Source organism: Aromatoleum aromaticum EbN1 (assembly GCF_000025965.1).
GTDB lineage: Bacteria > Pseudomonadota > Gammaproteobacteria > Burkholderiales > Rhodocyclaceae > Aromatoleum > Aromatoleum aromaticum.
Genome location: NC_006513.1, coordinates 4,001,429 through 4,027,409, shown reverse-complemented (window position 1 = coordinate 4,027,409; position 25,981 = coordinate 4,001,429). Strand labels below are relative to the sequence as shown.

Annotated in this window: 20 protein-coding genes and 4 pseudogenes; 14 read left to right on the top strand and 10 right to left on the bottom strand. The window is 65.6% G+C overall.

The features are described 5' to 3' along the window. The first annotated feature begins 77 nt into the window (after positions 1-77). The 7 genes and pseudogenes from EBN1_RS19195 (at position 78) to tnpA (EBN1_RS19165) (ending at position 7,986) form a co-directional block, all read left to right on the top strand. Positions 78-1,184, top strand: coding sequence for an MraY family glycosyltransferase (locus EBN1_RS19195; protein WP_011239650.1), 1,107 nt, complete (start codon positions 78-80; stop codon positions 1,182-1,184). Positions 1,185-1,530: 346 nt separating this feature from the next. After that, positions 1,531-1,701: pseudogene (locus tag EBN1_RS19190) on the top strand (transposase); the annotation flags it as partial. 90 nt (positions 1,702-1,791) lie between these two features. Then, a protein-coding gene (locus tag EBN1_RS19185; RefSeq protein ID WP_085938645.1) for an IS3-like element ISAzo18 family transposase occupies positions 1,792-2,927 on the top strand; the annotation gives its coding sequence in 2 pieces (ribosomal slippage) (positions 1,792-2,044 and positions 2,044-2,927; 1,137 coding nt in all). A gap of 230 nt (positions 2,928-3,157) precedes the next feature. Continuing rightward, positions 3,158-3,430 (top strand): annotated as a pseudogene (gene tnpA, locus EBN1_RS19180) (IS200/IS605 family transposase); the annotation flags it as partial. Positions 3,431-3,503: 73 nt separating this feature from the next. Further along, positions 3,504-4,043, top strand: coding sequence for an FAD-dependent oxidoreductase (locus EBN1_RS19175; protein WP_197531833.1), 540 nt, complete (start codon positions 3,504-3,506; stop codon positions 4,041-4,043). A gap of 183 nt (positions 4,044-4,226) precedes the next feature. Further along, positions 4,227-7,040 carry an aconitate hydratase gene (acnA, locus tag EBN1_RS19170; RefSeq protein WP_011239646.1) on the top strand — a complete coding sequence of 938 codons (2,814 nt, stop codon included), beginning with the start codon at positions 4,227-4,229 and terminating at the stop codon, positions 7,038-7,040. Positions 7,041-7,551: 511 nt separating this feature from the next. Then, on the top strand, positions 7,552-7,986 hold the full coding sequence (gene tnpA / locus EBN1_RS19165) for an IS200/IS605 family transposase (protein WP_011239644.1): 435 nt from the start codon (positions 7,552-7,554) through the stop codon (positions 7,984-7,986). 341 nt (positions 7,987-8,327) lie between these two features. Here tnpA (EBN1_RS19165) and EBN1_RS19160 read toward each other — a convergent pair whose 3' ends face one another. From EBN1_RS19160 to ilvD, 5 genes are all read right to left on the bottom strand, one after another. Further along, positions 8,328-9,239 carry a cytochrome P450 gene (locus EBN1_RS19160; protein ID WP_011239643.1) on the bottom strand — a complete coding sequence of 304 codons (912 nt, stop codon included), beginning with the start codon at positions 9,237-9,239 and terminating at the stop codon, positions 8,328-8,330. Between the two features lie 179 nt (positions 9,240-9,418). Further along, a complete protein-coding gene (gene istB / locus EBN1_RS19155) occupies positions 9,419-10,198 on the bottom strand; it encodes an IS21-like element ISAzo17 family helper ATPase IstB (RefSeq protein ID WP_011236051.1) in 780 nt (259 codons plus the stop codon). Then, positions 10,195-11,283, bottom strand: a complete 1,089-nt coding sequence (gene istA, locus EBN1_RS19150) for an IS21-like element ISAzo17 family transposase (protein ID WP_011236050.1) — start codon at positions 11,281-11,283, stop codon at positions 10,195-10,197. The genes istB and istA overlap by 4 nt, the downstream gene beginning before the upstream one ends. A 62-nt stretch (positions 11,284-11,345) precedes the next feature. Next, complete coding sequence (locus EBN1_RS19145) at positions 11,346-11,579, bottom strand: hypothetical protein (RefSeq protein ID WP_241762772.1); 234 nt, start codon at positions 11,577-11,579, stop codon at positions 11,346-11,348. A gap of 48 nt (positions 11,580-11,627) precedes the next feature. After that, on the bottom strand, positions 11,628-13,331 hold the full coding sequence (gene ilvD / locus EBN1_RS19140; RefSeq protein WP_011239642.1) for a dihydroxy-acid dehydratase: 1,704 nt from the start codon (positions 13,329-13,331) through the stop codon (positions 11,628-11,630). A 196-nt stretch (positions 13,332-13,527) separates the two neighbouring features. Here ilvD and EBN1_RS19135 point away from each other — a divergent pair, with 196 nt between their 5' ends. After that, positions 13,528-14,172, top strand: a complete 645-nt coding sequence (locus tag EBN1_RS19135; protein ID WP_011239641.1) for a rhomboid family intramembrane serine protease — start codon at positions 13,528-13,530, stop codon at positions 14,170-14,172. A gap of 133 nt (positions 14,173-14,305) precedes the next feature. Here EBN1_RS19135 and pdxR read toward each other — a convergent pair whose 3' ends face one another. Next, positions 14,306-15,712 (bottom strand): MocR-like pyridoxine biosynthesis transcription factor PdxR, encoded by a 1,407-nt coding sequence (pdxR, locus tag EBN1_RS19130; RefSeq protein ID WP_011236102.1) that lies wholly within the window; start codon positions 15,710-15,712, stop codon positions 14,306-14,308. Between the two features lie 108 nt (positions 15,713-15,820). Between pdxR and EBN1_RS19125 the strand changes: the two genes are divergently transcribed. The 3 genes from EBN1_RS19125 to EBN1_RS19115 all read left to right on the top strand — a co-directional run bounded on the left by EBN1_RS19125 (position 15,821) and on the right by EBN1_RS19115 (position 17,023). After that, the gene (locus tag EBN1_RS19125) at positions 15,821-16,282 is read left to right on the top strand and encodes a carboxymuconolactone decarboxylase family protein (RefSeq protein ID WP_011236103.1); all 462 of its coding nucleotides are present in this window, start codon (positions 15,821-15,823) and stop codon (positions 16,280-16,282) included. Between the two features lie 65 nt (positions 16,283-16,347). Next, the gene (locus tag EBN1_RS19120) at positions 16,348-16,788 is read left to right on the top strand and encodes a carboxymuconolactone decarboxylase family protein (protein ID WP_011239640.1); all 441 of its coding nucleotides are present in this window, start codon (positions 16,348-16,350) and stop codon (positions 16,786-16,788) included. 37 nt (positions 16,789-16,825) lie between these two features. Continuing rightward, positions 16,826-17,023: a hypothetical protein gene (locus tag EBN1_RS19115; protein WP_157866655.1), complete on the top strand. Its 198-nt coding sequence runs from the start codon at positions 16,826-16,828 to the stop codon at positions 17,021-17,023. Here the strand turns inward: EBN1_RS19115 and EBN1_RS19110 are convergent. After that, the gene (locus EBN1_RS19110; RefSeq protein ID WP_011239638.1) at positions 17,016-17,429 is read right to left on the bottom strand and encodes a cupin domain-containing protein; all 414 of its coding nucleotides are present in this window, start codon (positions 17,427-17,429) and stop codon (positions 17,016-17,018) included. The genes EBN1_RS19115 and EBN1_RS19110 overlap by 8 nt on opposite strands. Before the next feature lie 238 nt (positions 17,430-17,667). Between EBN1_RS19110 and EBN1_RS19105 the strand changes: the two genes are divergently transcribed. Further along, positions 17,668-18,891, top strand: a complete 1,224-nt coding sequence (locus EBN1_RS19105) for an IS110-like element ISAzo28 family transposase (RefSeq protein ID WP_011239636.1) — start codon at positions 17,668-17,670, stop codon at positions 18,889-18,891. Positions 18,892-19,227: 336 nt separating this feature from the next. Here the strand turns inward: EBN1_RS19105 and EBN1_RS19100 are convergent, their stop codons facing one another. Then, positions 19,228-21,357 carry a molybdopterin-dependent oxidoreductase gene (locus tag EBN1_RS19100; RefSeq protein WP_011239635.1) on the bottom strand — a complete coding sequence of 710 codons (2,130 nt, stop codon included), beginning with the start codon at positions 21,355-21,357 and terminating at the stop codon, positions 19,228-19,230. Between EBN1_RS19100 and EBN1_RS22915 the strand changes: the two are divergent. Continuing rightward, positions 21,356-21,637 (top strand): annotated as a pseudogene (locus tag EBN1_RS22915) (hypothetical protein); the annotation flags it as partial. The gene EBN1_RS19100 and the pseudogene EBN1_RS22915 sit on opposite strands and share 2 nt — an antisense overlap. Positions 21,638-21,681: 44 nt before the next feature. Beyond that, positions 21,682-21,810, top strand: a pseudogene (locus tag EBN1_RS19095) (IS3 family transposase); the annotation flags it as partial. A 161-nt stretch (positions 21,811-21,971) separates the two neighbouring features. Here the strand turns inward: EBN1_RS19095 and EBN1_RS19090 are convergent. Next, positions 21,972-23,111 carry an ABC transporter permease gene (locus tag EBN1_RS19090; protein WP_041647666.1) on the bottom strand — a complete coding sequence of 380 codons (1,140 nt, stop codon included), beginning with the start codon at positions 23,109-23,111 and terminating at the stop codon, positions 21,972-21,974. 42 nt (positions 23,112-23,153) lie between these two features. Beyond that, a complete protein-coding gene (gene rbbA / locus EBN1_RS19085; RefSeq protein WP_173361295.1) occupies positions 23,154-25,967 on the bottom strand; it encodes a ribosome-associated ATPase/putative transporter RbbA in 2,814 nt (937 codons plus the stop codon). Positions 25,968-25,981: the final 14 nt, after the last annotated feature.

The window sequence follows — 25,981 nt, the reverse complement described above, 5'->3', positions numbered from 1 at the left end:
GCCAATCCGAAAACTTTTTGGGCGGGGAGGCGAGGGCACAGACCACAAGCAAACAAGCCAAAAACGAGAAACGCCTGATGAGTTTTCCGGAAAGTTTTTTCGCCATCGCAGCAACCTCCTGCCTCGTTGCCCTTGTCATCGTTCTCACCAAGAATCTGCACGGCCGCTTCACGCTGGATTCGGACCATGGAATCCAGAAGTTCCACGTCGCGCCGACGCCTCGCGTCGGAGGCCTCGCAGTGGTGGCGGCGCTCGTCGTCGGCGCTTTCACGGCGGGCGCGGACGAGCAGGCGATCCTCTTTCCCCTCCTGCTGGCCGCAGTGCCGGCGTTCGCCTTCGGCATTGCCGAAGACCTCACCAAGAAAGTCAGCGTCACTCGGCGGCTGGTGGCGACGCTGTGTAGCGGCGTGCTGGCGTGGCAGCTCACCGGCATCGCGCTCGATCACCTCGACCTCGCGCCGGTCGATTTCATCCTGCAGTGGCTGCCGGCAGCGGTGATCCTCACCGCGTTCGCAGCGGGCGGAATCGCCAACGCGGTCAACATGATCGACGGCTTCAACGGCCTCGCCGGCGGCGCGCTGGTCATCATGTTCGGTGCGCTCGGCCTCGTGGCCTTCCAGGTGGACGATGTCGTCCTCGCGTCCGTGTGCTGGGCTTTCGCCGCCGCGTTCGCCGGCTTCCTCGCGATCAACTTTCCCGCCGGCAAGATCTTCCTCGGCGATGGCGGCGCCTATCTCGGGGGCTTCGCGCTCGCCTGGCTCGCCATCCTGCTGCCCGAGCGCAACACCGCAGTCTCCCCGTGGGTCAGCCTGCTGATCTGCGCCTACCCCGTGATGGAGCTGATCTTCAGCATCGCGCGCCGGCGCTATCGCGAGCACCATCCCGGCGCGGCCGACCGTCTGCACCTGCATAGCCTCGTGCATGCGCGCGTCGTACGCCATTTTGTCCCCGCCGACCGCCCCACCTTGCGCAATGCAGCCGTCTCGCCGCTGATGTGGCTGTTCGCGCTCGTCCCCGCCGGCTTCGCGCAGTTCGTCTGGCACAGCCGCAGCCAGTGCCTGGCCGTGGTCCTTCTCACGTCCGCGGCCTACCTGCTGTGCTACCTGCGACTGGTGCGTTTCCGCTGGCCGTGGTCTTCCGCCTCCGCCGCGCTGGACAACGCCGAAGCGCTCGACCGCGTCTGAGCGTTTTCCACCCTTTCCGGCGATAATCCCGCCCCGGCTTCCAGCCGCGCCAGCGACACAACCCCCGCGCCATCCAGAGACATACACACCCTTTCGGACATCAACCTCGCCGTCATCGCCGCTGATCCCTTCCGCGGCAATCTCCGCGACGTGACCGACAACGCGCAGAAAATCGGGGTCAGACCGGGCTGCGCCGAATCCCAGTGATATCAGTATTCCTGTCGGATCCCGCCAAGTAACTCGGTAATGAGGTAAGCCCCCGGCTTTGCCGGGGGACTCACAGAGGTTTGACCTATACGACGGTCAGCGTGAATTTTCGATCTCCGCCAAGAGAAGGAGATTCACGATGAAAGAGTATCAGAGCCTGAGTCACACGAGATGGGACTGTAAGTATCACGTGGTGTTCATACCGAAGAGGCGCAAGAAGAAGCTGTTCGGGGCGTTACGTCGGCATGTTGGGGAGATGCTCCACGAGTTGGCGGCACACAAGGAGTCGAAGATTGTGGAGGGGCATCTGAGAGCGGGCCCCGGAAATTCGGACAGCCGGATAGGTGGTAGCCTTGCCCCAGCGATGGCCGCGTGAGCGGCCCTGAAATGGAGCAAGAGCATGACGAGAAGGAAACGGCGAAACCACTCGCCGGCGTTCAAGGCGCAAGTGGCGGTGGCCGCGCTCAAAGGAGACAAGACGCTGGCCGAGCTGGCGCAGCAGTTCGACGTCCATCCGAACCAGATCGCCGACTGGAAGAGCCAGTTGATGGAGCGCGCCGCGCACGTGTTCGGTGACGCCTCGGCGACCGCGACCGCCGCACCGGATCTGACGAAGCTGCACGCCAAGATCGGGCAGCTGACGCTGGAGAATGATTTTTTAGAAAGCGCGCTCACCAAGGCGGGCCTGCTGAGCGCAAGAAAATGATCGACCGCACCCATGAACTGCCGCTGACGCAGCAATGCCGGATTCTGCGTCTGGCGCGCTCGTCGATGTACTACACGCCGCGAGAAGTGTCGGCGCACGATCTGGCGCTGATGCGCCGGATGGACGAACTGCATCTCGAGCACCCGTTTGCCGGAGCGCGGATGCTGCGGGATTTGCTGCGCGCCGAGGGGCATGCGATCGGGCGCAAGCACGTCGGCACGCTGATGCGCCGCATGGGCATCGAGGCGCTCTATCGCAAGCCCAACACGTCCCGGCGCCGCCGCGGTGACGAGATCTATCCGTACCTGCTGCGGGATCTGAAGATCGAACGCCCCAACCAGGCGTGGGCCGCCGACATCACCTACATCCCGATGCGCAAGGGTTTCGTGTATCTGTTCGCCATCATCGATTGGTCCTCGCGCCGAGTGCTGGCGTGGCGGCTGTCGAACACGCTGACCACCGACTTCTGCCTCGATGCGGTGCGCGAAGCGCTGCATCGCTACGGCCGCCCGGAGATCTTCAACACCGATCAGGGATGCCAGTTCACCAGCACCGATTTCACCGACCTGCTCAAAGACAACGGCATCCAGATCAGCATGGACGGCAAGGGCTGCTGGCGCGACAACGTCTTCGTCGAGCGGCTGTGGAAGAGCGTGAAATACGAAGAGGTGTACCTCAAGGCCTATGACAGCGTCGCCGAGGCCAAGGCCCACCTGGGCGCCTACCTGCGCTTCTACAACGAACGCCGGCCGCACCGCGCTCACGACGGGCGCACCCCCGACCAGGCGTACTTCGGCGCGCTCCGCGATGAGACGCCGCTGGCGGCATGACGGCACAAAGGCTGGCTCCGTGGATTTATGGACGATGCGCTTCGCGCACCGGGCCGCTTGCCGTGGAAAAGTCTGACGACTTTCCCACCGCGCAGCCCTTCGCCCACAAGCTCCACCGAGCTCGAACCGATTTTTATAAAATATGAGAAAGTCAAAACCAACCCAGACCTCGGGCCCCCGGCCCTAACCGGCAAGGCTCCACTTATCGAACCGGATTCCCTGTCCAGACAATCGGGGCCACCTCTCTGATGGGCGATCACGTGCACATGTGCCTGAGCATTCCGCCCAAGTATGCGGTCTCAAACGTGGTCGGGTATCTGAAGGGCAAGAGTGCGATCCAGATCGCGCGACGGTTCGGCGGCCGACAGAAGAACTTTACTGGCGAGAACTTCTGGGCGCGCGGCTACTTCGTTTCTACGGTCGGTCTGGACGAAGCGATCGTGCGGGCGTACATCCGCGCTCAGGAAGAGGAGGACGAGCGTTACGATCAGATGAGGCTTCCGACAATTCGCCGACTACACGCTGATCGACCCACCCGAGACCGACGACGAAGGCAATACGCGCGGGTTTTCACTGGTGCAGGCGCCTTACGAGTCCGACCTGGTCGCAGCGACCCGCATGCGCGACACCGCCTTCAAACGAGTGCTGAAGAATCTGCCGATCGGCACCGAGGTCAAGCTCGATGCGCCGTACGGTGACTTCACGCTGCACAAGACCGAATCTACCCCGGCGGTTTTCATCATCGGCGGCATCGGCGTCACCCCGGTGCGCAGCATGATCGCCCAGGCTACTCATGACAGGACCGCGCACCAGATCACCTTGCTGCACGCCAGCCGCACGCCGGACGACCTGCCGCTGAAAAGTGATTTCGAGCGACTGGCCAAGGAGAATCCGAATTTCCGTTACGTCCCGACCTTCAGCTCGGCGCCGGATGGCTGGCCCGGAGAGCACGGCCGCGTCGATGCCGCGATGGTGAGGAAATACGTACCGGACTTGCATCGGCCCATTTACTACCTGTCCGGTCCGGACGGCATGGTCAAGGCCATGCGAGCACTGCTGGTGAGCCTCGAGGTCAGCGAAGACAACATCCGCACCGAAGAATTTGCCGGTTATTGATTGCGCGCGGTGACCGCGCGCAGGTCCGGCAACTCTTGTCCGTAGCGCGTCTCTGCACCAATACCTGCGCGAAGAGTCTGAATCCTGCCAAGGCAATCGCCGAGATCAAGCGGCGGCTGGTCTACGGTACGGTGTGAACATCAGGCGGGGGCCGGCACAACCCTATCAGGAGGAGATCGCGTCATGACAAGCAAGAACAGCTTCGGGGCCCGTGGAACGTTGCAGGTGGGAGCGAAAACCTACGAAATCTACCGGCTCGACGCGGTCAGCGGCGAGGGGGCCGACGTCGCAAGCCTTCCGTATGCGCTGAAGATACTGCTCGAGAACCTGCTGCGCACCGAGGACGGAGGCAACGTCACCGCGGACGACATCCGGGCGCTGGCCGCGTGGGATGCGGGCGGGAAGTCCGACCGGGAGATCGCGTTCACCCCCGCCCGCGTGATCTTGCAGGACTTCACCGGCGTGCCCGCCGTCGTCGACCTGGCTGCGATGCGCGAAGCCATGGGCTCGCTCGCCGGCGATCCGGGGCTGATCAATCCGCTGGCGCCGGTCGAGCTGGTCATCGACCACTCGGTGATCGTCGATGTATTCGGCAAGCCGGAGGCACTCGAGCGCAACGTCGAGATCGAGTACCAGCGCAACCTGGAGCGGTATCAGTTCCTGCGCTGGGGGCAGGACGCCTTCAACGACTTCAAGGTTGTTCCTCCCGACACCGGCATCGTCCACCAGGTCAACCTGGAGCACCTCGCCCGGGTGGTCTTCACGCGCGAGGAGAACGGGGCCACGGTCGCCTATCCCGACACCTGCGTCGGCACCGACTCCCACACCCCGATGGTCAACGGCCTCGGCGTGGTCGCCTGGGGCGTGGGTGGCATCGAGGCGGAGGCCGCGATGCTCGGCCAGCCGGTGTCGATGCTGATCCCGCAGGTGCTCGGCTTCAAGCTGACCGGCAAGCTGCCCGAAGGCTCCACCGCTACCGACCTCGTGCTCACCATCACCGAGATGCTTCGCCGCCACCGCGTGGTCGGCAAGTTCGTCGAGTTCTACGGCCCCGGTGTGAGCGCCGTCCCGCTAGCCAATCGTGCCACGATCGGCAACATGAGCCCCGAGTACGGCTCGACGATTTCGATCTTTCCGATCGACGACGAAACGCTGCGTTATCTCGAACTGACCGGGCGCTCGCCCGAGCAGATCGAACTCGTGCAGGCGTACGCCAGGGCGCAAGGCCTCTGGCACGACCCGCAGGCCGAGCCGCGCTACTCCGAGCTGCTCGAACTCGACCTGTCCACGGTGATGCCCTCGATCGCCGGACCCAAGCGCCCGCAGGACCGCGTCCCCCTGTCCGAAGCGAAGGAAGCCTTTCACGGCGCGCTGGCGACATTCATTCACCAGCCGGAGCAGAAGCAGCAGGGATACGATAATGCGGTCGCCGAGTCGTTTCCGGCTTCCGATCCACCGGCCTACGAAGACTCGACGGTCCACTCGCCTTCCCCGAGCGATCACCTCGCCGAGGCGCCCGCCGGGGGCTACCGCTCGCGCGACCCGGTACCGGTCACGCTGGCCGACGGCACCGAGTGCGAGATCGATCACGGGTCAGTGGCCATCGCCGCCATCACCTCCTGCACCAACACCTCGAATCCGGCGGTGATGCTTGCCGCCGCCCTGCTTGCGAAGAAGGCGGTCGAGAAGGGGCTGACCCGCAAGCCGTGGGTGAAGACCAGCCTCGCTCCCGGCTCCAGGGTGGTGACGGACTACTACGAGCGCGCCGGCCTCACCCGCTACCTCGATGCGCTCGGCTTCAACCTGGTCGGCTACGGCTGCACGACCTGCATCGGCAACTCGGGACCGCTGATTCCCGAGGTGAGCGAGGCGGTCAGGGCGCACGACCTGTCCGTCGTGTCGGTGCTCTCGGGCAACCGCAACTTCGAGGGCCGCATCCACGCCGAAGTCAAGATGAACTACCTGATGTCGCCGCCGCTGGTGGTCGCCTACGCGCTCGCGGGGACGATGGACATCGATCTGTTCCGGGAGCCGCTCGGCAAGGGCCGCGACGGCCGGGATGTGTTCCTGAAGGACGTCTGGCCGACGGCGAGCGAGGTCCAGGCGGTGGTGGAATCGTCCATCGTCCCGGACATGTTCAAAGCCGGCTATGCCGACGTGTTCGCGGGCGACGAACGCTGGAAGTCCCTGTCCACGCCGCACGGCGATCTCTTCGCCTGGGACACGGCCTCGACCTACGTGCGCAAGCCGCCGTATTTCGAGAACATGCCGCGCCAGCCCGTGCCGGTCGCCGACATCACCGGCGCCCGCGTGCTGGCGCTCCTGGGCGACTCGGTGACCACCGACCACATCAGCCCCGCCGGCTCCATCGCGAAAAATTCCCCGGCCGCGGCCTACCTGCTCTCGCACGGCGTGGCGCAACGCGACTTCAACTCCTACGGCTCGCGCCGGGGCAATCATGAAGTGATGATCCGCGGCACGTTCGCCAACGTGCGCCTGCGCAATCAGCTCGCACCGGGCACCGAGGGCGGCTACACGCGCGACTTCACGAAGCGCGATGCACCGGTCACGACCATCTTCGACGCCTCGCAATCCTATATCGCTGCCGGCACCCCGCTGGTCATCCTCGCCGGCAAGGAGTACGGCTCGGGGTCCTCGCGCGACTGGGCCGCCAAGGGCACCTTGCTGCTGGGCGTGCACGCGGTGATCGCCGAATCCTACGAGCGCATCCACCGCTCGAACCTGCTCGGCATGGGCGTGCTGCCGCTGCAGTTCCCCGAAGGCGAGAACGCCGGCTCGCTCGGCCTGACCGGAGAGGAAACCTTCGACATCGTCGGGGTCACCGCGCTCAACGAAGGCCGCACTCCGGCCACGGTGAAAGTGAAGGCCGGAGACGTCGAGTTCGACGCGACCGTCCGCATCGAAACGCCCAGCGAGGCGGATTACTACCGCCATGGCGGAATCATGCAGTACGTGCTGCGCAACCTGCTGCGGTAGAGGCAGGGCCGGGAAGTCTTTCCCGGCTCGGGCTGCCGTGGCTTCACCGCATCACGCATGCGATCGCGCTACTCGGGCATGCCTCCAGTCCATTGCAATCATTGCATCGTGTGCGGCGTTCGGTGTCTCCTGGCCGAAGATGCAAGCAATTTGAACTTGCACGCAATAGGAGAAGCAAGGGGCCCGAATGCAGCTCCGTGGGGGGCCTCTCCAGGCCCCATGTTCGTCAGCATCTCCGGGACCCGGCCCCAGATCGGTTCGTCGAGCACCGCTGCGAGCAGATGCCGGGGCACCGTGAGTCGCCGGTAATGAAGCTGATGGGAAATCAGGCACTGATGGCGGCGATGAAGGCCTGAAGCAGCCTTTTGCGACCTCAACAAATCGTCATCGTCGTCACCGAATGACTCGGTAATGAGGTAAGCCCCCGGCTTTGCCGGGGGACTCACAGAGGTTTGACCTATACGACGGTCAGCGTGAATTTTCGATCTCCGCCAAGAGAAGGAGATTCACGATGAAAGAGTATCAGAGCCTGAGTCACACGAGATGGGAGTGTAAGTATCAGGTGGTGTTCATACCGAAGAGGCGCAAGAAGAAGCTGTTCGGGGCGTTACGTCGGCATCTTGGGGAGATGCTCCACGAGTTGGCGGCACACAAGGAGTCGAAGATTGTGGAGGGGCATCTGATGGGCGATCACGTGCACATGTGCCTGAGCATTCCGCCCAAGTATGCGGTCTCAAACGTGGTCGGGTATCTGAAGGGCAAGAGTGCGATCCAGATCGCGCGACGGTTCGGCGGCCGACAGAAGAACTTTACTGGCGAGAACTTCTGGGCGCGCGGCTACTTCGTTTCTACGGTCGGTCTGGACGAAGCGATCGTGCGGGCGTACATCCGCGCTCAGGAAGAGGAGGACGAGCGTTACGATCAGATGAGGCTTCCGATGGCGTAGCCGCCAGGGGCGGCCCACGGTTTCATGGGCGCCTTTGAGGCGCTCACAAAATCAAGCCACCGGCTTTGCCGGTGGTATTTGACTTGGATTGCCCTGGGCGCAGCGAAGCCATCCGCCGCTGACGCATCGGAAGCCCTTATTACACAGCCTCGATCAAGAGCTGCCGTTCAGCCGCATATACTTTCCTGTCCGTCGTTTTCTACAGCCGCATTCCACAGGCGGTCCGTTTCAGTCTGGTCGCTGGTCCAACCTGAAATCCCACGGCAACAGCATCTGCGGGCGCCGAGTTAATGGTAGGTGGCACGTGCCAGCATCCAACTCATGCGCCAAGGTGAACGGGGTTACGTCAGCACGATCGGTACCAGGGCCCAGCCGCCAACTGGAGACACGGCCCGCTCGGCTGGCCGCTGCGAGTCGAGTGCAATCGACGACGTCGCGGCGAGGAGTTCTTGCATCGCTATGCGCATTTCCAGTGTCGCCAGCAAGCGTCCGGGGCACGCGTGCCTTCCGATGCCGTACACCAGGTTTCGGTCGGCGTTGCGCTCCGGATCCATGGCGTCCGGGTCGCCGAAGACCGCCTCGTCCCGGTTCGCGGACGTCCAGTTCAATTTCACGCGTGCACCTTGCGGCAGTTCCGCGCCACCGATCGTGACAGGGCACGTCGTCACGCGGCGATTGGACACGAACGGGTCGTCGATCCGAAGGATCTCGTCGATGATGGCATCGATCTCGGCGTCAGGCACGCCCGAGCGCAGATGATCCTGCACAGCTGGGTGCGTCGCCAAGTGATGGGCCAGCACGCCGATACAATGTGCGATGGAACCCAGGTCCCCACCCGTCCAGTTACGCAGAACCGACACGATCTCCGCGTCGGTCAGCGGCCGGCCGTTCACTTCGGTGCGCATGAGCCGGGCGGTGACATCGTCCGCGCCGTCCTCGTGCGCAGCGCCGCGGCGCGGCTCGAGCACGGAGCGGATCAGGTCGTCGAACGACTCCGCCACCCGCTGCGTCCACGACCGATCGCCCGAGCGCGTCGCGGCATGGTTCTCGGCAACCCAGTCCACGAGGCGATCTTCGAGATCGGCCGGCCAGCCCAGCCACGCGCTTTGCGCCCGGACCGCGAACCGGACGCCCACTTGGGACACGGCGTCGACGGCAACGCCCCTGGGCAGCGACGCGACCAAGCCGGCCGCCACCCGACGGAATCGCTCACGGAAGGGGGCGAGCGCCTCCGGGGTGAGGAAGCGGTCCAAGGCCTCCCGGTATGCCGTGTGCTCGGCCGAGTCCTGTCAATGCCGATTTAAAACTGACACGCTTTCCCGGCGGTTGCCGATTTAAAACTGATACACCTCTATCCCATTGACATGTGCGACGGAGCGCCCCGAAGGGAGGGCCGAAGGCCCGACCGCAGGGGCGCTCCGTCGCGCGGCCCTCAGCCGGCGACCGCCAGCGCTTGCACCATCCCGGCCTTGCGCTGGTGTTTCAGCCGGTAGCTCTCGCCGCTGATCGGCACGATGTGCGCGTGATGCAGCAGCCGATCCAGTAGCGCCGCCGTGAGCGTCGCATCCTGGGCGAAGGTGCTGTCCCACTGCCCGAACGACAGATTGCTGGTCACGATCAGGCTGCCCCGCTCGTAGCGCGCCGCGATCACCTGGAAGAACAGGTTGGCCTGCTCGCGCGTCATCGGCAGGTAGCCGATCTCGTCGACGATCAACAGCCGGTAGGCGTTGATCGCCCGCTGCATCACGTTCTTGAGCTGGTTGCGCTCATGCGCCAGGACCAGCGTCAGCAGCAGGTCGGCGGCGGTGGTGAAGCGCGTCTTGATGCCGGCCTGCGTGGCGCGGTAGCCCAGCGCGATGGCCAGATGGGTCTTGCCCACCCCGCTGGGGCCCACCAGCACAACGTTCTCGGCACGCTCGACGAAGGCGAGGCTGGCCAACTCCTCGATCTGGCTGCGCTTGAGCCCGCTGGCAAAGCCATAGTCGAAATCCTCCAGCGTCTTGATCGCGGGGAAGCCCGCCAGGCGCGTGAGCATGCTTTGCTTGCGGCTCTGACGACCGGCCGCCTCGGCCCGCAGCAACTGTTCGAGGAAGTCGCTGTAGGCCAGTTGATCGGTGGCCGCCTGCTGGGCCGCTGCGGCATAGCCTTGGGCGGTGAGCGGCAGGCTCAGCGTCTGGCACAGCGCCTGGATCCGTTCGTATTGCAGGTTCATGCGCCGATCTCCTGCGCCTGTTGCAGCGTCTGCAGCAACGCGTCGTAGACGGCCAGCGGATGCTGGGCGGGTTGCGCCGTTTCGAGGTGCGCACGCACGGCGGGCGGGCGCACGGGGCCCTCGTCGTGTGCCGCCTCAGCCTGCGGCCGGGCGCCCTCGATGTCGCCCCGCCACGGCGGTGCCAGCGCCTGCAGCGCAGCCCGTTCGGCCGCCAGCCGCGCTACCGGTTGCTCGCCGGTGGTGCCATGCACGCGCACGTTGGCGACTTCGTCGAGCCAGCGGCGCACCTGCACCGTGGCCGTGGCGGCGTCGAGCACCAGACCGGCCTGCTTGAACTGCGCCACCAGCGGCACGTAGAACGAGCGCCGCAGATAGCCGTTGAAGCGCTCCACCTTGCCCTTGGTCCGTGCCCGATAGGGGCGGCACAGCTTGATCACGAACCCGGCGTGACGGGCGTAGTCCAGAAAGCCGGCGTGGTAGCGGTGCGCGCCTTCGCCGTCGACATCGCGCTCGAGCACCACGGTCTTCATGTTGTCGTACAGCACCTGGCGCACCACGCCCCCGAACGCCGCGAAGCTGCGCTCGTGGCAGCCGATCAGCGTCGTCACCTTCATGTCGGTGACAAACTCGACGTAGCTCATGCGGCTGTAGCCGAGCGTGGCGCAGAACGCGTACAGCGGCTGCGCGCCCTTGCGAAACTCCACCCAGTCGACCTGCATCTGGTGGCCCGGCGCCGTCTCGAAGCGCACCACCGGCTCCGATGGCTGCGCCGGCTTGAGCATGTGCATGAACGCGCGCAGCTGGCTGGCGCCACCCTGATAGCCCTGCGCCACGATCTCACGCATCAGGACCGAGGCCGGAATCCAGTGCGGATGCGCCGCCGCCTGGCGTTCGCGCAAGTACGCCTCGAAGGGCGCCAGCTTCGTCACCCGCTGGACCTTGCGCGCGTAGCGTGGCAGCTCCGGCGACGCCAGGTGCGCACGCACCGTGTTCACCGCACACCCCACCTCGGCGGCGATCCGCCGAAGGCTCAACCCGTGACGCCTCAACAGTTCGATTTCCACATACACCTCGTCTGTGATCACCCGGGCTCCAAATGGCCCGATCTTCTCAACTCGGTGTATCAACTTTCAATCGGCAGCCCGTATCAACTTACATCCGGCAGTGACAAGTCCATGCCGTTCGGGACGTGGAGATGGCTCGACACCGCGCTGGAAAACCTGTCATCGCTCAGCGCAGCCTGCGCGACCAGTTCGTGTCTCAGCAACACCCACTCGCCATGGACGTTGCGCACCACGCCGTGCCGGGGACGCAGCTCGTCGGTGTAGGCCCTCAGGTCCCTGCCAGTGGCAGACAGATCATCAGGCATGTGGTCGGTCATCCCTATCCCCTCCATGCATTCCAGGCAGACGGCAGTCGATGCCGACACCTACAAGTCCAGATCGGTAACCGCACCCTTGCTCGCGGAACTGGTGAGCTTTGCGAACTTCGCCAGCACCCCGCGAGTGTAGCGCGGGGACGGCGGCGTCCAGTCGGCGGCTCGGCGCGCGAGCTCTTCATCACCGACATTCAGCTGGACGAGCTGCCGGTGCGCGTCGATCGTGACCGAGTCCCCGTCGCGGACCAGTGCAATCGGGCCACCGACGAACGCTTCGGGGGAAACGTGGCCGACGACCATGCCCCAGGTGCCTCCCGAGAACCGGCCGTCGGTGATCAGCCCGACCGACTCTCCCAGCCCCTGTCCGACGAGCGCCGACGTCGGGGCGAGCATCTCGCGCATGCCGGGGCCGCCCTTGGGCCCCTCGTAGCGAATCACCACGACGTCACCCTCCACGATCCGGCGCGCCATGATCGCCCCCATCGCGTCGTCCTCGGAGTCGAAGACGCGTGCCGGGCCGGTAATGGCGGGATTCTTCAGACCCGAAATCTTCGCCACGCAACCTTCCGGCGATAGATTGCCCCTGAGAATTGCCAGATGGCCCTCCGCGTACAGCGGATCGGACAGCGTACGGATGACGCCCTGATCGGCACGCGGCGCCGCCGGCACGTTCTCCAGGACCTCCGCGATCGTCCGCCCGGTGATCGTGACGCACTCGCCGTGCAGCAGCCCGGCTTCGAGCAGCAGCTTCATCACCTGCGGGATGCCGCCTGCCTGATGGAGATCGGTCGCGAGGTAGTGCCCGGAGGGCTTCATGTCGACGATCACCGGCACGCGACGCCGAATGCACTCGAAGTCGTCGATCGTCCACGGCACTTCGGCTGCGTGCGCAATTGCCAGAAAGTGCAGCACCGCGTTGGTCGAGCCTCCCGTCGCCATGATCACGCTGACGGCGTTCTCGATCGCCTCCCGGGTGACGATGTCGCGCGGACGAAGGCCGCGTTTGATCGCCTCCACCAGCACCCGGGCGGACTCGGCGGCGCTCGCGAGCTTCTCGGCGTCTTCGTTGGCCATCGTGGAGGAATACGGCAGGCTCATGCCGAGCGCCTCGAACGCGGCGCTCATCGTGTTTGCCGTGTACATCCCGCCGCACGAGCCGCTGCCAGGGCAGGCGCGCTTTTCGATTTCCTTGAAATCGACCGGGTCGAGCCGCCCCGCGGTAAATTCCCCCACCGCCTCGAAAACCGAGATGATGTTCAGATCCCTGCCTTGGTAATGCCCCGGTTTGATCGTGCCGCCATAGACATAGATTCCAGGCACGTTGGTGCGGACAAGCGCCATCATGCCGCCGGGCATGTTCTTGTCGCATCCGCCGATCACGACGACCCCGTCCTGCCACAGCCCATTGACGCAGGTCTCGATGCTGTCGGCGATCACTTCCCGCGACACCAGCGAATACTTCATGCCCTCGGTGCCCATGCCGATGCCGTCGGACACGGTGGGAGTGCCGAACAGTTGCGGATTGGCCCCGGCCTCCTTCAAGGCCGCGACCACGGTATCGGCCAGCGGTTGCAGCCCGCTGTTGCAGGGCGTGATCGTCGAATGTGCGCTCGCCACGCCGACCATCGGCTTGCTGAAATCCGTTTCCCGATAGCCCATCGCGTAGTACATCGATCGATTGGGCGCGCGCATCACGCCTTCGGTCACGTTGCGCGAACGTTCATCGATCCGGGCTGGACGGGTGGGGTCGGACATATCGTCTCCTTGCTGGTAGCGGTTCGCATCCCCGGCTTCAGGGCATCGGCCGTGCCCCGACGTTTCCTGAGAATCATAGGTCGGGGCGCCCTCGGCCGCACTGGCCGGCTGCGCCGCCCACCCAGGTCGAGAGCGAGCCTAGAATGAAGCAAGACGTGCACATAGCGGGCCGAAGTCGGCCGATGAGGCAAGGACGATGGACGTAGACATTCCCGACCCGGCCTACACGAGCTCCGAGCGCGCCCGCGCGAGCTTCCGCCTTGCGTTCAGGATCGCGCTCTGCCTGGTCGCTTTCCTGTGGCTGATCCAGGCGGTGAACACGGCGCTCGACCTGGGCCTCGCGCGGTTCGGCGTGCGCCCCCGCGAATTGAGCGGACTGCCCGGCATCGTCCTGGCGCCGCTGCTGCACGGCAGCTTCGGCCACCTGATCGCCAACACGGCGCCGCTGCTGGTGTTGCTTACGGCGATGCTGCACCTCTATCCGGGCTCGGCCGTCCGGGCACTCCCGGCGATCTTCCTCGGCCCTGGCGCCGCGGTGTGGCTGCTCGGCCGCGCATCGGTCCATATCGGTGCGAGCGGGGTGGTCTACGGCCTGGTCGCCCACATTTTCCTGGCCGGCGTGATCCGACGCGATCGGCGCGCATTCGCCGCGTCCCTGCTCGTGTACTTTCTCTACGGCAGTCTGGCCTGGGGAGTCCTACCGATTCAGCAGGGGCTGTCGTGGGAAACTCACCTGGCAGGTGGCCTGATCGGCGCGCTGTCGGCGATAGCGCTGCGGCGTCTCGATATCCCGCCTCGCCGCCGCTATGCCTGGGAGGACGAAGAAGGCGGGCGCGAATGATCCATTGCATGGCGCGACGAAAACCGGCCACCCGCGCGTGAAGCGCCGCGAGAGCGTCCCTTGCGGTCACTTCTGCCGCCGCGCCGCCGCGATGGATCGCCCCCACTCGTATTCACGACAACATCACGCTGCGTCAGGAGAACGTCTGGATGAGTTGACGTAGACGATCGCATGCGACGGGGAGATGAGCTTCGGGTGTTGTGGCGACACCGAGAAGAAGCCCCGGGCGTTGAATTCCGGCGGGACTGAACCACGTAGACAGTGGAGACGGCGCCAGCCCGAAGGCCAGTGCTTCTCGGGCGATAACGCTGTCGCGCGCCCCTTCGGGTAGCCATAGCAGTACGCCGAGGCCTGCCGGACGGGCGGGATATCCCATGGACTGCACCATTGCAAGGAGCGCATTACTCCGACCAGCATATACGCGCTTCATGCGACGTAGATGCCGCATGTAGTGCCCGTCGCGCATGAACTCCGCCGTTGCCCACTGCACCGCGGGACCGGGAGCGGGAGCGAGACACAGGACCGTTTCGGCAAATTGCGGCACCAAGGCAGGAGGCACGACGACGAAGCCGAGCCGCAGCGTGGGACTGATCGTCTTGCTGAACGAGCCGATGTGGACCACACGTCCGCTGCTGTCCAGTGATGCCAGCGCGGGGGCCGCCCGGCGCTTTAGCTGGAGCTCACCGAGATAGTCATCCTCGATAATCCATGCGCCGGCGCGCGTTGCCCATTCGATCAGTCGAACCCGGCGGGCGAGCGACAGCGGGACTCCGGTCGGAGCCTGCTGCCCGGGCGTCACCAGCGCCAAGGCCGCATCCGGCGCATGCTGCATGCCGTAAGCAACGTCGATGCCGTCGTCGTCAACGGGGATCGGGACCGGGGCGAGCCGAGCGATTTCAAGCGCTTTGCGGCTGGGAGGAAAACCGGGATTCTCCACCCAGGCGGATCGCCCTTCCGGCTGGAGGACCCTGAGCGCGACGCCGAGTGCGCCGGAAAAACCCGCCGTGATGAAGATCTGGGACGGACGGCATTCGATACCCCGCGAAAGTGCCAGATGCGCCGCAATCTCGCGTCTGAGTTCGGGTTCGCCGCGCGGATCAGGATAGACGAGCGGAGCGGCGACTTCGGCGCGGGCGGCCTGAGCGCGCAATCGGGCGAAAAGTGCGACCGGAAAGCTGTCCGAGGCGGGCACGCCGTTCTGGAACACGGCTGTCCCGCTAAGGAAGTCCTGGTACAACTGCGGCAACGCATCCGCCGTCCTGGACGGGTCCGGAGCTGCGCGCTTCGCCGGATGGTCCGCCACTCGCGTACCGCCGGAACGCGACGAGACGACGAGCTGCTTATCCGCCAATCGCTCGTAAGCGGTCTTGACGGTGCCCCGTGCGACGCCCAGTTGTGCGGCGAGGTCCAGCCACGAGGGCAATCGTGCGCCGGGCGCGAGCACTCCGCTGTCGATCGCTGCCGTGACGCCGATGCGGATCTGTTCGGCCAGGGAGGTCCCGGCCGTTCGATCGAGCTTGAGATCGAGGATCTTCGCCATGCTCCATGGTACATCCTGAATATACGTTTTTGGTTCTTTTTAATGAACCTCAGCGACTACATACTCCTGTCCACACGATCCCGTGCTCCCGAGAAATAGGTTTTTGAAATGAGTGAAAGACTGGATTACACGAAAACCTCGCCCGGTGGCGTGAAAGCCTTCGGCAGCGTCTACGGCTACGTCATGCAATCCGGGCTCGATGACGTGCTGGTCGACCTGGTCTATCTGCGCGTGAGCCAGATCAATGGATGTGCCTATTGCCTGGACATGCACACTCGCGACCTCGTCAAGAAAGGGGTGAAGGTCGAGAAGTTGGCGCTCGTGCAGGTGTGGCAGGAGGCCGGGGAACTGTTCAGCGATCGCGAACGGGCAGCCTTTGCGTGGGCGGAAACGGTGACCCGGGTGGCGCAGACCGGCGTTCCGGATGCCGAGCTCGAAGCCGTCAGCCGCATCTTCAACGAGAAGGAACTGGCTGACCTGACGATGGCCATCGGCTTGATGAACGCCTACAACCGCCTCGCGATCAGCTTCCGTCGCACACCGGAAGCGGTTCTTGCAGCCAGGTCCTGAAAAGGGTTCGAATTTTTTCTACCCGACGACGGCAGTTCGCGTCGCTTCAATTACAGGTTGAACACATGGAACAGCGATTCGACATCACCAAACTTATCCCCGAGGGCTATAAAACCATGTACGCGCTGCACACCTACGTGCAGGGCGCCGGTCTCGATCTCGGCCTGCTCGAACTGGTGCGCCTACGCGTGTCGCAGACGAACGGTTGCGGCTTCTGCGTCGCCATGCATATTCCGCTCGCGCGAAAGTACGGCATCACCGAACATCAGATCAATCTTGTCGCCACCTGGAAGGAATCGCCGGTCTTCAGTGTTCGCGAGCGGGCGGCACTGGCTTGGGCCGATGCGGTGACAGCACTTGCCGGACAGGAGGTGCCGGATACGGTCTATGAACAAGTGAAGGCCGAGTTCAGCCCTGAGGAGATTGCCAACCTCACGCTGTGCATTGGTGAGATCAACACCTGGAATCGCCTCATGATTGCGTCGCGCACGCCGCCAGCGCTGTAAGGGCGGCGTCGGCCGATCGTTTCAGAAACGATTTGCAGTGAGTGCGACCGTACTACCGTTCTTCGAATCCAGCTCCCGCGGCGACAAGGCGAAGAGCAGCGAGTTCGGTTTCCCGCTGCTGTCGGCGATCACGGCACTCATCGGGCGTGGGGCTCAGGGCTCGACCCCGTCCCGCAGTTTCACTATGCCGGTGGCGCCCAAGGCCCCCGACCACCCGGTCAAGTTGATTACTTGAACGTCGTCAGTTCCTTGTCGTCGGTATCCACTACGAAGATCGCAAGCAGCTTTGCGGGTTTGGTTTTGCTCGCGTTGCGGCTCACTGGATGACTGGAGCCCGGTGGCTCCGACCAACTCTGCCCAGCCTTGTAGATACGGCTCTCGCCGTTGTTGACCTTCGACTCGATCGAGCCGGACACGACATAGGCGTAGATGAATGCGGACTTGGCGTGAACGTGCGGAAGTGATGTCCCGCCCGGCGGGTAATCAACTTCCACAGCCACCAAGGACTTGCCAGGGATGTTGGGAATATTTTGCTCGAAATTGGGCGTGATCTTGTCGCCGAGTCCATCTGCCAGGGACGGGGCGGCCCACGCAAGCAGTGCGGCGGAGCCCAGCGCAGTGATCGCGATACGGAAGTTCATTTCAGTTGCTCCACCGCGCTGCACGCGTCCCACGACGCATGAAACGGGCGTTAAATAGTGGGGCGGCGTCCGGCACAGAGGTCGGTTCATCCTTGGTGTCTTGAACCCGTATGTCAGTTGGACCCGCGGCCACACGAGCACCCCGTACTGTCGCCTGGAGCTTCGCGCCCCTGAGCACGCATCCTAGAGTTCGATGACGTGGGCCGCACGCCGATGTCGCCGCGACATGGAGGCGATCATGGAAGTCATCTATCCGCGCTGCGCGGGACTCGACGTGCACAAACAAACAGTGGTGGCCTGCGCCCGTATCGCTGGCGACGGCCCGCCGTTGCAGCAAGTGCGCACGTTCGTCACGACCACCTCGGGGCTGCTGGCCCTGGCCGACTGGCTCGAGAGCTTTGGCGTCGAGCAGGTCGCGATGGAGGCCACCGGGGTGTACTGGAAGCCGGTGTGGCACGTGCTCGAAGGCCACTTCGAGCAGGTACTGGCCAACGCGGCACACGTCAAGAACGTGCCCGGGCGCAAGACCGACGTCAATGACGCGACGTGGCTGGCCGACCTGCTGGCCCATGGCCTGATCCGCGCGAGCTTCGTGCCGCCCGTGGCGGTGCAGGAACTGCGTTCGCTCACCCGCACCCGCAAACAGTTCGTGCGCGAGCGCAGTGCGCACATCCAGCGCATCGAGAAAGTGCTCGAAGACGCCAATCTCAAACTCGGCGTCGTGCTCAGCGACATACTCGGCCAGAGCGGGCGCGCGGTGCTGCAGGCCATCATCGCGGGGCAGGACGATCCCCTCCGCCTGCTCGCGTGCGTGAGCACGCGCGTGAAGGCGACTCGCACCGAGCTGCTCGAAGCCCTGCGCGGCCACGTCAGCCCGCACCACCGCTTCATGCTCAAGCTGCACCTCACGCACATCGATGCGCTCGATCACGCCATTGCCGCCATCGAGAAGGAGGTCGGCCAGGGGCTCGAACCCTTTCGACAGGCGGCCGCGCTGCTGAGCACGATGCCGGGTTTGAGCGCGGTCAGCGCCCACGTGGTGGTGGCCGAAATCGGCATCGACATGTCGCGCTTCGCCACGCCCGGCCATTTGCTGTCCTGGGCCTGCCTGTGCCCGCGTAACGACGAGAGCGCCGGCAAACGCCGCAGCACCCGGTTGCGTCGCGGTGCCAACTGGCTCAAGACCACGCTGGTACAAGCGGCCTGGGCCGCCATCAAGGTCAAGGGCAGCTACCTGCAGGCGCAGTTCCATCGCCTGCGCGCTCGCCGCGGTGCCAAGAAGGCCATCATCGGCGTGGCCGCCTCGATGCTCACCGCCGCTTGGCACATGCTGCGAGACGGCACCGAATGGCAGGACCTGGGCGCCACACACTTCGATCGTGCCGATGCTCACAAGACCGCCAACCGACTGATCCGAAGGCTTCAACAGATCGGTTACGCCGTGAGCGTCGTGCCCGTTTAAAAGACTGGGTTTCATCCTAGGGTTACTCCTGTTCGAGAAGCGATTGCACAGGTATTGTGCCGAGTGCTTGGTGCAAAGTCGTGAACCAGAAAGGCTCTGAATTGATGCACCATGCATGTCTTCCCGGCTTCCAATCGCGATCGAGCAGGCGTCACAAACCTCCCCGAACGGGCATACAGGAAATGCCATGCTCAGAGCCACCTCGACTTCCGGGCAGGTCTCGGAGAGCCTTGCCAGCAGCTTTCCCAGAATCTGCGCACTCGGATTGCGGATCACCGCGACAAGCATCGATGCCACGCCTGCTACGACCAGAAAACGAGTCAGCCTACCTTTGTGTCATCCCAGGGTCGATCCAGGACCCCGGTCCGAGGCCAGGCGCTCCACCGCGCAGGGAATGCCGCGCAGGGCGTTGGAGCCGGCCACCGGGTCGAAGCACTCGGCGTCGCTGCAGGCGTTGTAATTGACCGCCTCCTGCGTGCTCCACCAGCCGTACTGCGCCCACACCGTGCCTGCTGCCAAGTGCCGGTTGATGCGCGCGGCGGCGCGCATTTCGCCGCTCGCCGCGCGGATCGCCACCTTATCCCCGTCGGCGACGCCGGCCGCCGCCGCCACGTCGGGCGCCAGTTCGGCCACCGGCTGCGGGGCGTGGCGGCGCAGCGCCGGCTGGTTGCGCTGCTGGCTGTGACAGTAGGGAGCGATCTTGCCGCAGGTCAGCCGCCAGGGGAATTGCGGGTCGACAGCGGGTGGCGCGTAATCGGGCAGGGGGTCGTGCCCGGCGCCGGCGAGGGCCGCTGACCACAGCTGCAGCTTGCCGCTCGGGGTGGCGAAGCCTTCGTCCTCGTAGTTGCGATAGCGGGTGGCGAGCGGCACGGTGAGGCCGCGCGGCGCGGCGCGCAGGGCTTCCGGGGTGAGCCCGGCGGGCGCGAGAATGTGGGCCAGCCCGGCGGCGGGGTCGCCGCCGAAGAAATGCCGGTCCAGCCCCAGGCGGCGGGCGATGGCGAAGACGATAGCGGTATCGGCCCGCGCCTCGCCGGGCGGAGCGGCCACCGCCGGGCGCAACTGGACGTGGTTCTCAGCCGCCTGGCTGACCATGAAGCCGCCTTGCAGGCCGGGGCGTTCCCAGCACGAGGCGACGGGCAGCACGAGGTCGGCCCAGCGCGTGGTGGGGGTGTGGAAGAGCTCGGTCTGCACGAAGAAGTCCAGCCCGGCCAGCGCCTTCTCGGCGAGCGCCGCTCCCGGCTTGGTGAGCAGGAAATTGCCCCCGAAGGAGACCAGCGCGTGCGGCACCGGTGAAGCGAGGACGGCGTTGAAGAAATCGCGGCTGGTCACCCAGCCTTTGCTGCTCGGGCCGAGCGGGCGCTCCTGGCGGGCGTAGGTGTGTTGCCGGGTGGCGGCGTCGACCAGTTCGAAGCCGGCGATGTCGGCGAGCGGCGGCCTGGCGAACCAGACGTTGCCGCCTCGCGCATCCAGCCAGCCGGTCAACGCGTAGAGCAGGTTGATCGCGCGCGTGGTCTGGGTGGCGTTGGCCTGCTGGCAGGTGCCGGTCCAGGTGAAGAAGGAGAGCGGGCCAGAGGTGGCGATGAGCCGGGCCGCCTGGCGCACGGCGGCGGCGTCGACCCCGGTGAGTTCGGCCACCCGCTCCGGCGGGAAGCCGGCGGCGCGCTCGGCGAGGCGCTCCAGCACCGTGCCCCGGCCGTCGGGGGCGGGGTCGAAGGCGTCGCTGTGGCGGGCGAGGAAATCGCGGTCGATATGCCCGTCTTCGAGCAGCAGGTGGATGAGGCCGAGCGCCAGCGCGGCGTCGCTTCCCGGGCGCGGCGCCAGCCAGAGGTCGGCGCCGCGCGCCAGGCCGGCGCCGCGCGGGTCGATCACCACCAGGCGCGCCCCGCGCTTCTGGGCGCGGCGGATTTCCTCGGTCTGCGCCAGCCAGGTGGCGGCCGGGTCGAAGCCCCAGAGCAGGATGCAGCCGGTGTTCTCGTAGTCGGGCATGCCGATTCCGGCCCCCCAGGTCAGCGCCGGGGAAAAGTCCTTGTGCCAGTTGCAGTTCTCGGTCGCGAAAATCAGGTTTGGGCTGCCGAAGGCGTGCGCCAGGCGGTGAATCCAGCCGAAGCTGTCGGCGATGGCCGTGCCGCTCGGCGTGGTCACCGCGAAGGTGGTGGCGAGCGGGCCGATGGCGCGCAGCCGGTCGCCGATCTCGTCGAGCGCCTCGTCCCAGGAAATCGCCCGCCAGCCGGGATCGGCCTCGCCCTTGGGGCGGGTGCGGCGTAGCGGCATGGTCAGGCGGTCGGGGTGATGCACCAGTTCCGGCGCGGCCTTCGCCTTGATGCACAGCGTCTTGCCGGTGGGGTGCCCGGGGTCCGGCTCGACGCCGAGCAGACGGCCGTCCTCGACCACCGCCAGGCAGCCGCAGCGGGAAATGCAGAGGGCGCAGTAGGTGGGGATACGCTGCCGGGTTGATGGGGCGCTCATGTCGGTCTCCTGGCGGGGCGAGGCGAACGGGGCGTTCGATCCCGGTGCGACGCGTCGCATGAGCTTACTGGCGAACACGCCGGCGGCCAACCCGGCTCCGAGTGACGCAGGCTGGAAAAATGGAGTCCGACGTTTCGTAGAATTGCACGAACGGATGACACAGATGGAACGGATGCCGCGAGGGGTCTATCCGCAGGAATTTCGAGAGCAGGCGGTCGAGCTGGCTCAGACCGAAGGGCTGTCGATGAGAGAGGCTGCGCGGCGGCTGTCGATGCCCTTGGGCAGCCGGAAGAACTGGGTGAATGCGGCCCGGGCGGGCAAGCTGGCATCCACCGCATCAAGCGACTCCGCAAGAAGCTCGGATTGCGCTGCAAGCAAAAGCGCAAGTTCAAGGCGACGACGGATTCGAAGCACAATCTACCGGCGGCGCGGAACCTCATCGATCGCCAATTTGACCGCCTCGGCCCGGAACTCCGGCGTGTGCTGCTGACATTTTCTTTGTATCTGCTGGCTCCCGTTCGGCAAGTCTACCAACCGGGAGTGTCCATTTTCGTCAGGTTACCTCAGTCGCGCTTGTGAGCGTTCTCCTTGTCGCGCACCTGTGGGCTGTGGGTTCAGTTCTGCATCGTTCCGATCGCATGGCGCAGGCGATGATGGGCCAGCGTCAGGAACACCGCGCCGATGGCCGCGACCATGATGAAAGACGGCCATACCACGTTCAGTCCTGCGCCGCGGAACAGGATGGCCTGCGCGAGCGACACATAGTGCGTGGTCGGCGCCAGCGACATCAGGTACTGGATCGTCTCGGGCATGCTCTCGCGCGGGGTGACGCCGCCGGACAGGATCTGCAGCGGCAGCAGCACGAGGATGGACATCAGGCCGAATTGCGGCATGTTGCGCGCGACCGTGCCCATGAAGATGCCGATCGAGGCCGCGGCGAACAGGTAGAGCAGGGTGCCGAGCGCGAACAGGGCGGCCGAGCCGGCCACGCTGATGCCGAGGAAACCCTTGATCACCACTTGCAGCGAGAAGGATGACGCCACGAGCACTACCACGCCCATCGACCAGATCTTCGATAGCATGATCTCGAGCGGCGTGACCGGCATCACCAGCAGGTGTTCGATCGTGCCGTGTTCACGTTCGCGGATCAGCGCGGCGCCGGTGAGCAGGATGCCGAGCATGGTGACGTTGTTGATCAGGGCGTTGATCGCGGCGAACCACGAGGCATTGAGGTTGGGGTTGAACATTGCGCGCGGCACGAGTTCCACAGGCTGTGGGGCCGGCGCGCGCACGCGCTGCACGAAGGCGCTGATCTCGTCGCCGATGATGTTCTGGATGTAGCCGGCGCCGGTCTGCGCCTGGCTCTGGCGGGTGGCGTCGACATTGAGCTGCACTGCCGGGCTGCGGCCGGCGAGCACGTCGCGCTGGAAACCGGGCGGGATGTCGAGCACGAAGGTATGGCGGCCGGCGTCCATGCCACGGTCCATGTCGGCCAGCCCGACGTGTTCGGGGGTGATGAACTGCGGCGGCTGCAGCGCGGCCACGATACGGGTCGATAGCTGCGAACGGTCTTCATCCACGACGGCAATCGAGGCGCGGTTGAGGCTCTCGGGCTTGGCGCGGGCGTCGGCATAGATCGACACGCTGAACATGAACACGATCAGGAACAGTAGCGCCATGTCGCGCGCCAGGCTGTGAAACTCCTTGATGCCGAGGTGCCATGTGTTGCGCAGGTGGGTCGAGCGTCGAGTCATGGTCTGGTCTTTCGCGGTTTCGGTTTCGGTTCCGCTTCGCACTCATCGGGCCTGCTTTTTCAGCAGCAGGACCGACAGCAGGGTCAGCACCGGGATCGCCGTCGCCAGCGGCAGGAACGAGCCGCCGAGGTCGGCGAAGCCGAGCGCCTTGGAGAAGGTGCCGCTCGAGATGGTGAGGAAGTGCGTGGTCGGGTAGATCGCGCCGATCAGCGCGCCGCCGCCCTCGAGCGAGGACACCGGGTCCATCAGCCCGGAGAACTGGATCGCCGGCAGCAAGGTGCCGATCGAGGTGCCGGCGAGCGCGGCCACCTGGCTGCTGGTCATCGTCGAAGCGAGCAGGCCCAGTCCGGTGGTGGCGGTGACGTAGAGCAGGGCGCCGCAGGCCAGGGCGAGGAAGCTGCCCTTGAATGGCACCTGGAATAGCGTGACCGCGAAGATGAAGAGCAGCACGAAGTTGAACAGCGACAGCCCGATGTAGGGCAACTGCTTGCCGACGAGGAATTCGAAGCGGGTCACCGGGGTGGTGTAGAGGTTGAGGATGGAGCCGAGCTCCTTCTCGCGCACTACGCCGAGCGCGGTCAGCATCGCCGGGATGAACACCAGCAGCAGCGGGATCACCATCGGCACCATCGACACCAGGCTGCGCAATTCGGGGTTGTAGCGGTAGCGCACTTCGATAGTGGCGGGCGCGGCAGAGGCGCTCGCGCCCGATTCGGCGACCGCGTCGGCGAGCGTCTGCCCATGCACGCCGCTCACGTAGGCGCGTGCGAGTTCGGCGCGCAGCGGCATCGAGCCGTCGAGCCACACTGCGATCTGTGGCGCCTTGCCGCGCGCGAGGTCGCGGCCGAAGCCGGGCGGGACCTCGATCGCCATCGTCAGCCGGCCGCTGCGCATGCGCTGGTCGAGGTCGACATGGCTGTCGAGTGCGGGGCGTTCGGTGAAGTAGCGCGAGCCGGCGATGCGCAGCGTGTAGCGCTGGCTGGCCACGCTGCGGTCGTGGTCGAGCACCGCGAAGCTGAGGTTCTCCACGTCCATGTTGATGCCGTAGCCCATGACCAGCATCAGCACCAGCGTGCCGACCAGTGCGAGCGTGAGCCGCACCGGGTCGCGGCGCAACTCGGTCGCTTCGCGCGCCGACAGGCTGAGCAGGCGGGCAAGGCTGAAGCCGGCGTGGCGTTTGCTGGTTGAGGATGAGGCTTGGGCTGAGTCTGGCGTCGGATGCGGTGCGGCCGGTACGGGTGCGGGCACGGATACGGTGGCAGCCCCGGCTTGCGGGACGGTCGCGGGCGGCAGCGTTGCTTGCGGCAGCGTGGCGTGGGGGTCGGGCGTTGCCCGAGACGGCGGTTCGCCGTCGATCGCGTCCTGCAGCCAAGCGACAAACGCGTCCTCCAGGCTGGCGGTGCCACGGCGTTCGACGAGCGCCGCCGGGGTGTCGCTGGCGAGGATGCGACCGGCGTGCATCAGCGAGATGCGGTCGCAGCGCTGCGCCTCGTTCATGAAATGGGTGGTGATGAAGATGGTCACGCCGTCGTTGCGCGACAGGTCGACGATCAGTTCCCAGAAATGATCGCGCGCCACCGGGTCGACGCCCGAGGTAGGTTCGTCGAGGATCAGCACATCCGGTCGGTGCAGCACCGCCACCGCGAGTTGCAGGCGCTGGCGGATGCCGAGCGGCAGCGCGTCCGGCGGCACGTTCATCACCGGGTCGAGGTCGAAGCGGCGGGCGAGCTCGCCGATGCGGGACTCGGCCTCGTCGTCGGCGAGGTCGAACAGGCGGGCGTGCAGGTCGAGGTTCTGCCGCACGGACAATTCGCCATACAGCGAGAAGGCCTGCGACATGTAACCCACGCGACGGCGGGTTTCCAGGTTCTTCGCGTCCAGTTTACCGCCGAGCAGCAGGGCCTCACCCGCACTGGGCTCGAGCAGGCCGGTGAGCATCTTCATCGTGGTCGACTTGCCGCAGCCGTTGGAGCCGAGGAAGCCGAAGATCTCGCCGCGCCGCACCGCGAGATTGACATCATCGACCGCGACGAAGTCGCCGAAGCGCATCTGCAGTGCACGCGCCTCGATCACGATCTCGCCTGCAGTGTGTGGCGGGATCTCGAGCCGACGGTGGTCCTGGCGGCGGGTCTTGGGCAGCAGCGCGATGAAGGCTTCTTCCAGGGTGTCGGCGCCGCCGGCGGTACGCAATTCGTCGGGCGTGCCGGTGGCGAGCACGCGGCCGGCGTCCACCGCCACCAGCCAGTCGTAGCCTTCGGCCTCTTCCATATATGCAGTGGCGATCAGCACGCTCATGCCGGGGCGGCCTGCGCGGATGCGCGCGATGAGTTCCCAGAACTGGCGGCGCGACAGCGGATCAACGCCGGTGGTGGGCTCGTCGAGGATCAGCAGATCGGGGTCGTGGATCAGCGCGCAGCACAGGCCGAGCTTCTGCTTCATGCCGCCGGAGAGCTTGTTGGCCGGGCGGTTGGCGAAGGCCGACATGCCGGTGGCGGCGAGCAGTTCGGCGATGCGGCGTGCGCGCTCGGTGCGCGACTGGCCGAACAGGCGGCCGAAGAAGTCGATGTTCTCGAACACCGATAGCGTGGGATAGAGGTTCTTGCCCAGCCCCTGCGGCATGTAGGCGATGCGAGGGCACACCCGTGTGCGGTGGCGTGCATCGGCGATGTCGCCGCCGAGCACTTCCACCGTGCCGTGCTGGATCCTGCGCGCGCCGGCGATCAGGCTCAGCAAGGTGGACTTGCCCACGCCGTCCGGCCCGATGAAGCCGATCATTCGCCCGGCCGGAAGGTGGAGCGTGATGCCGTCGGCCGCAAGCGTGTCGCCGTACCGGTGGCGGACGTCGATCAAGCGCACCACCGGCGGCGCCG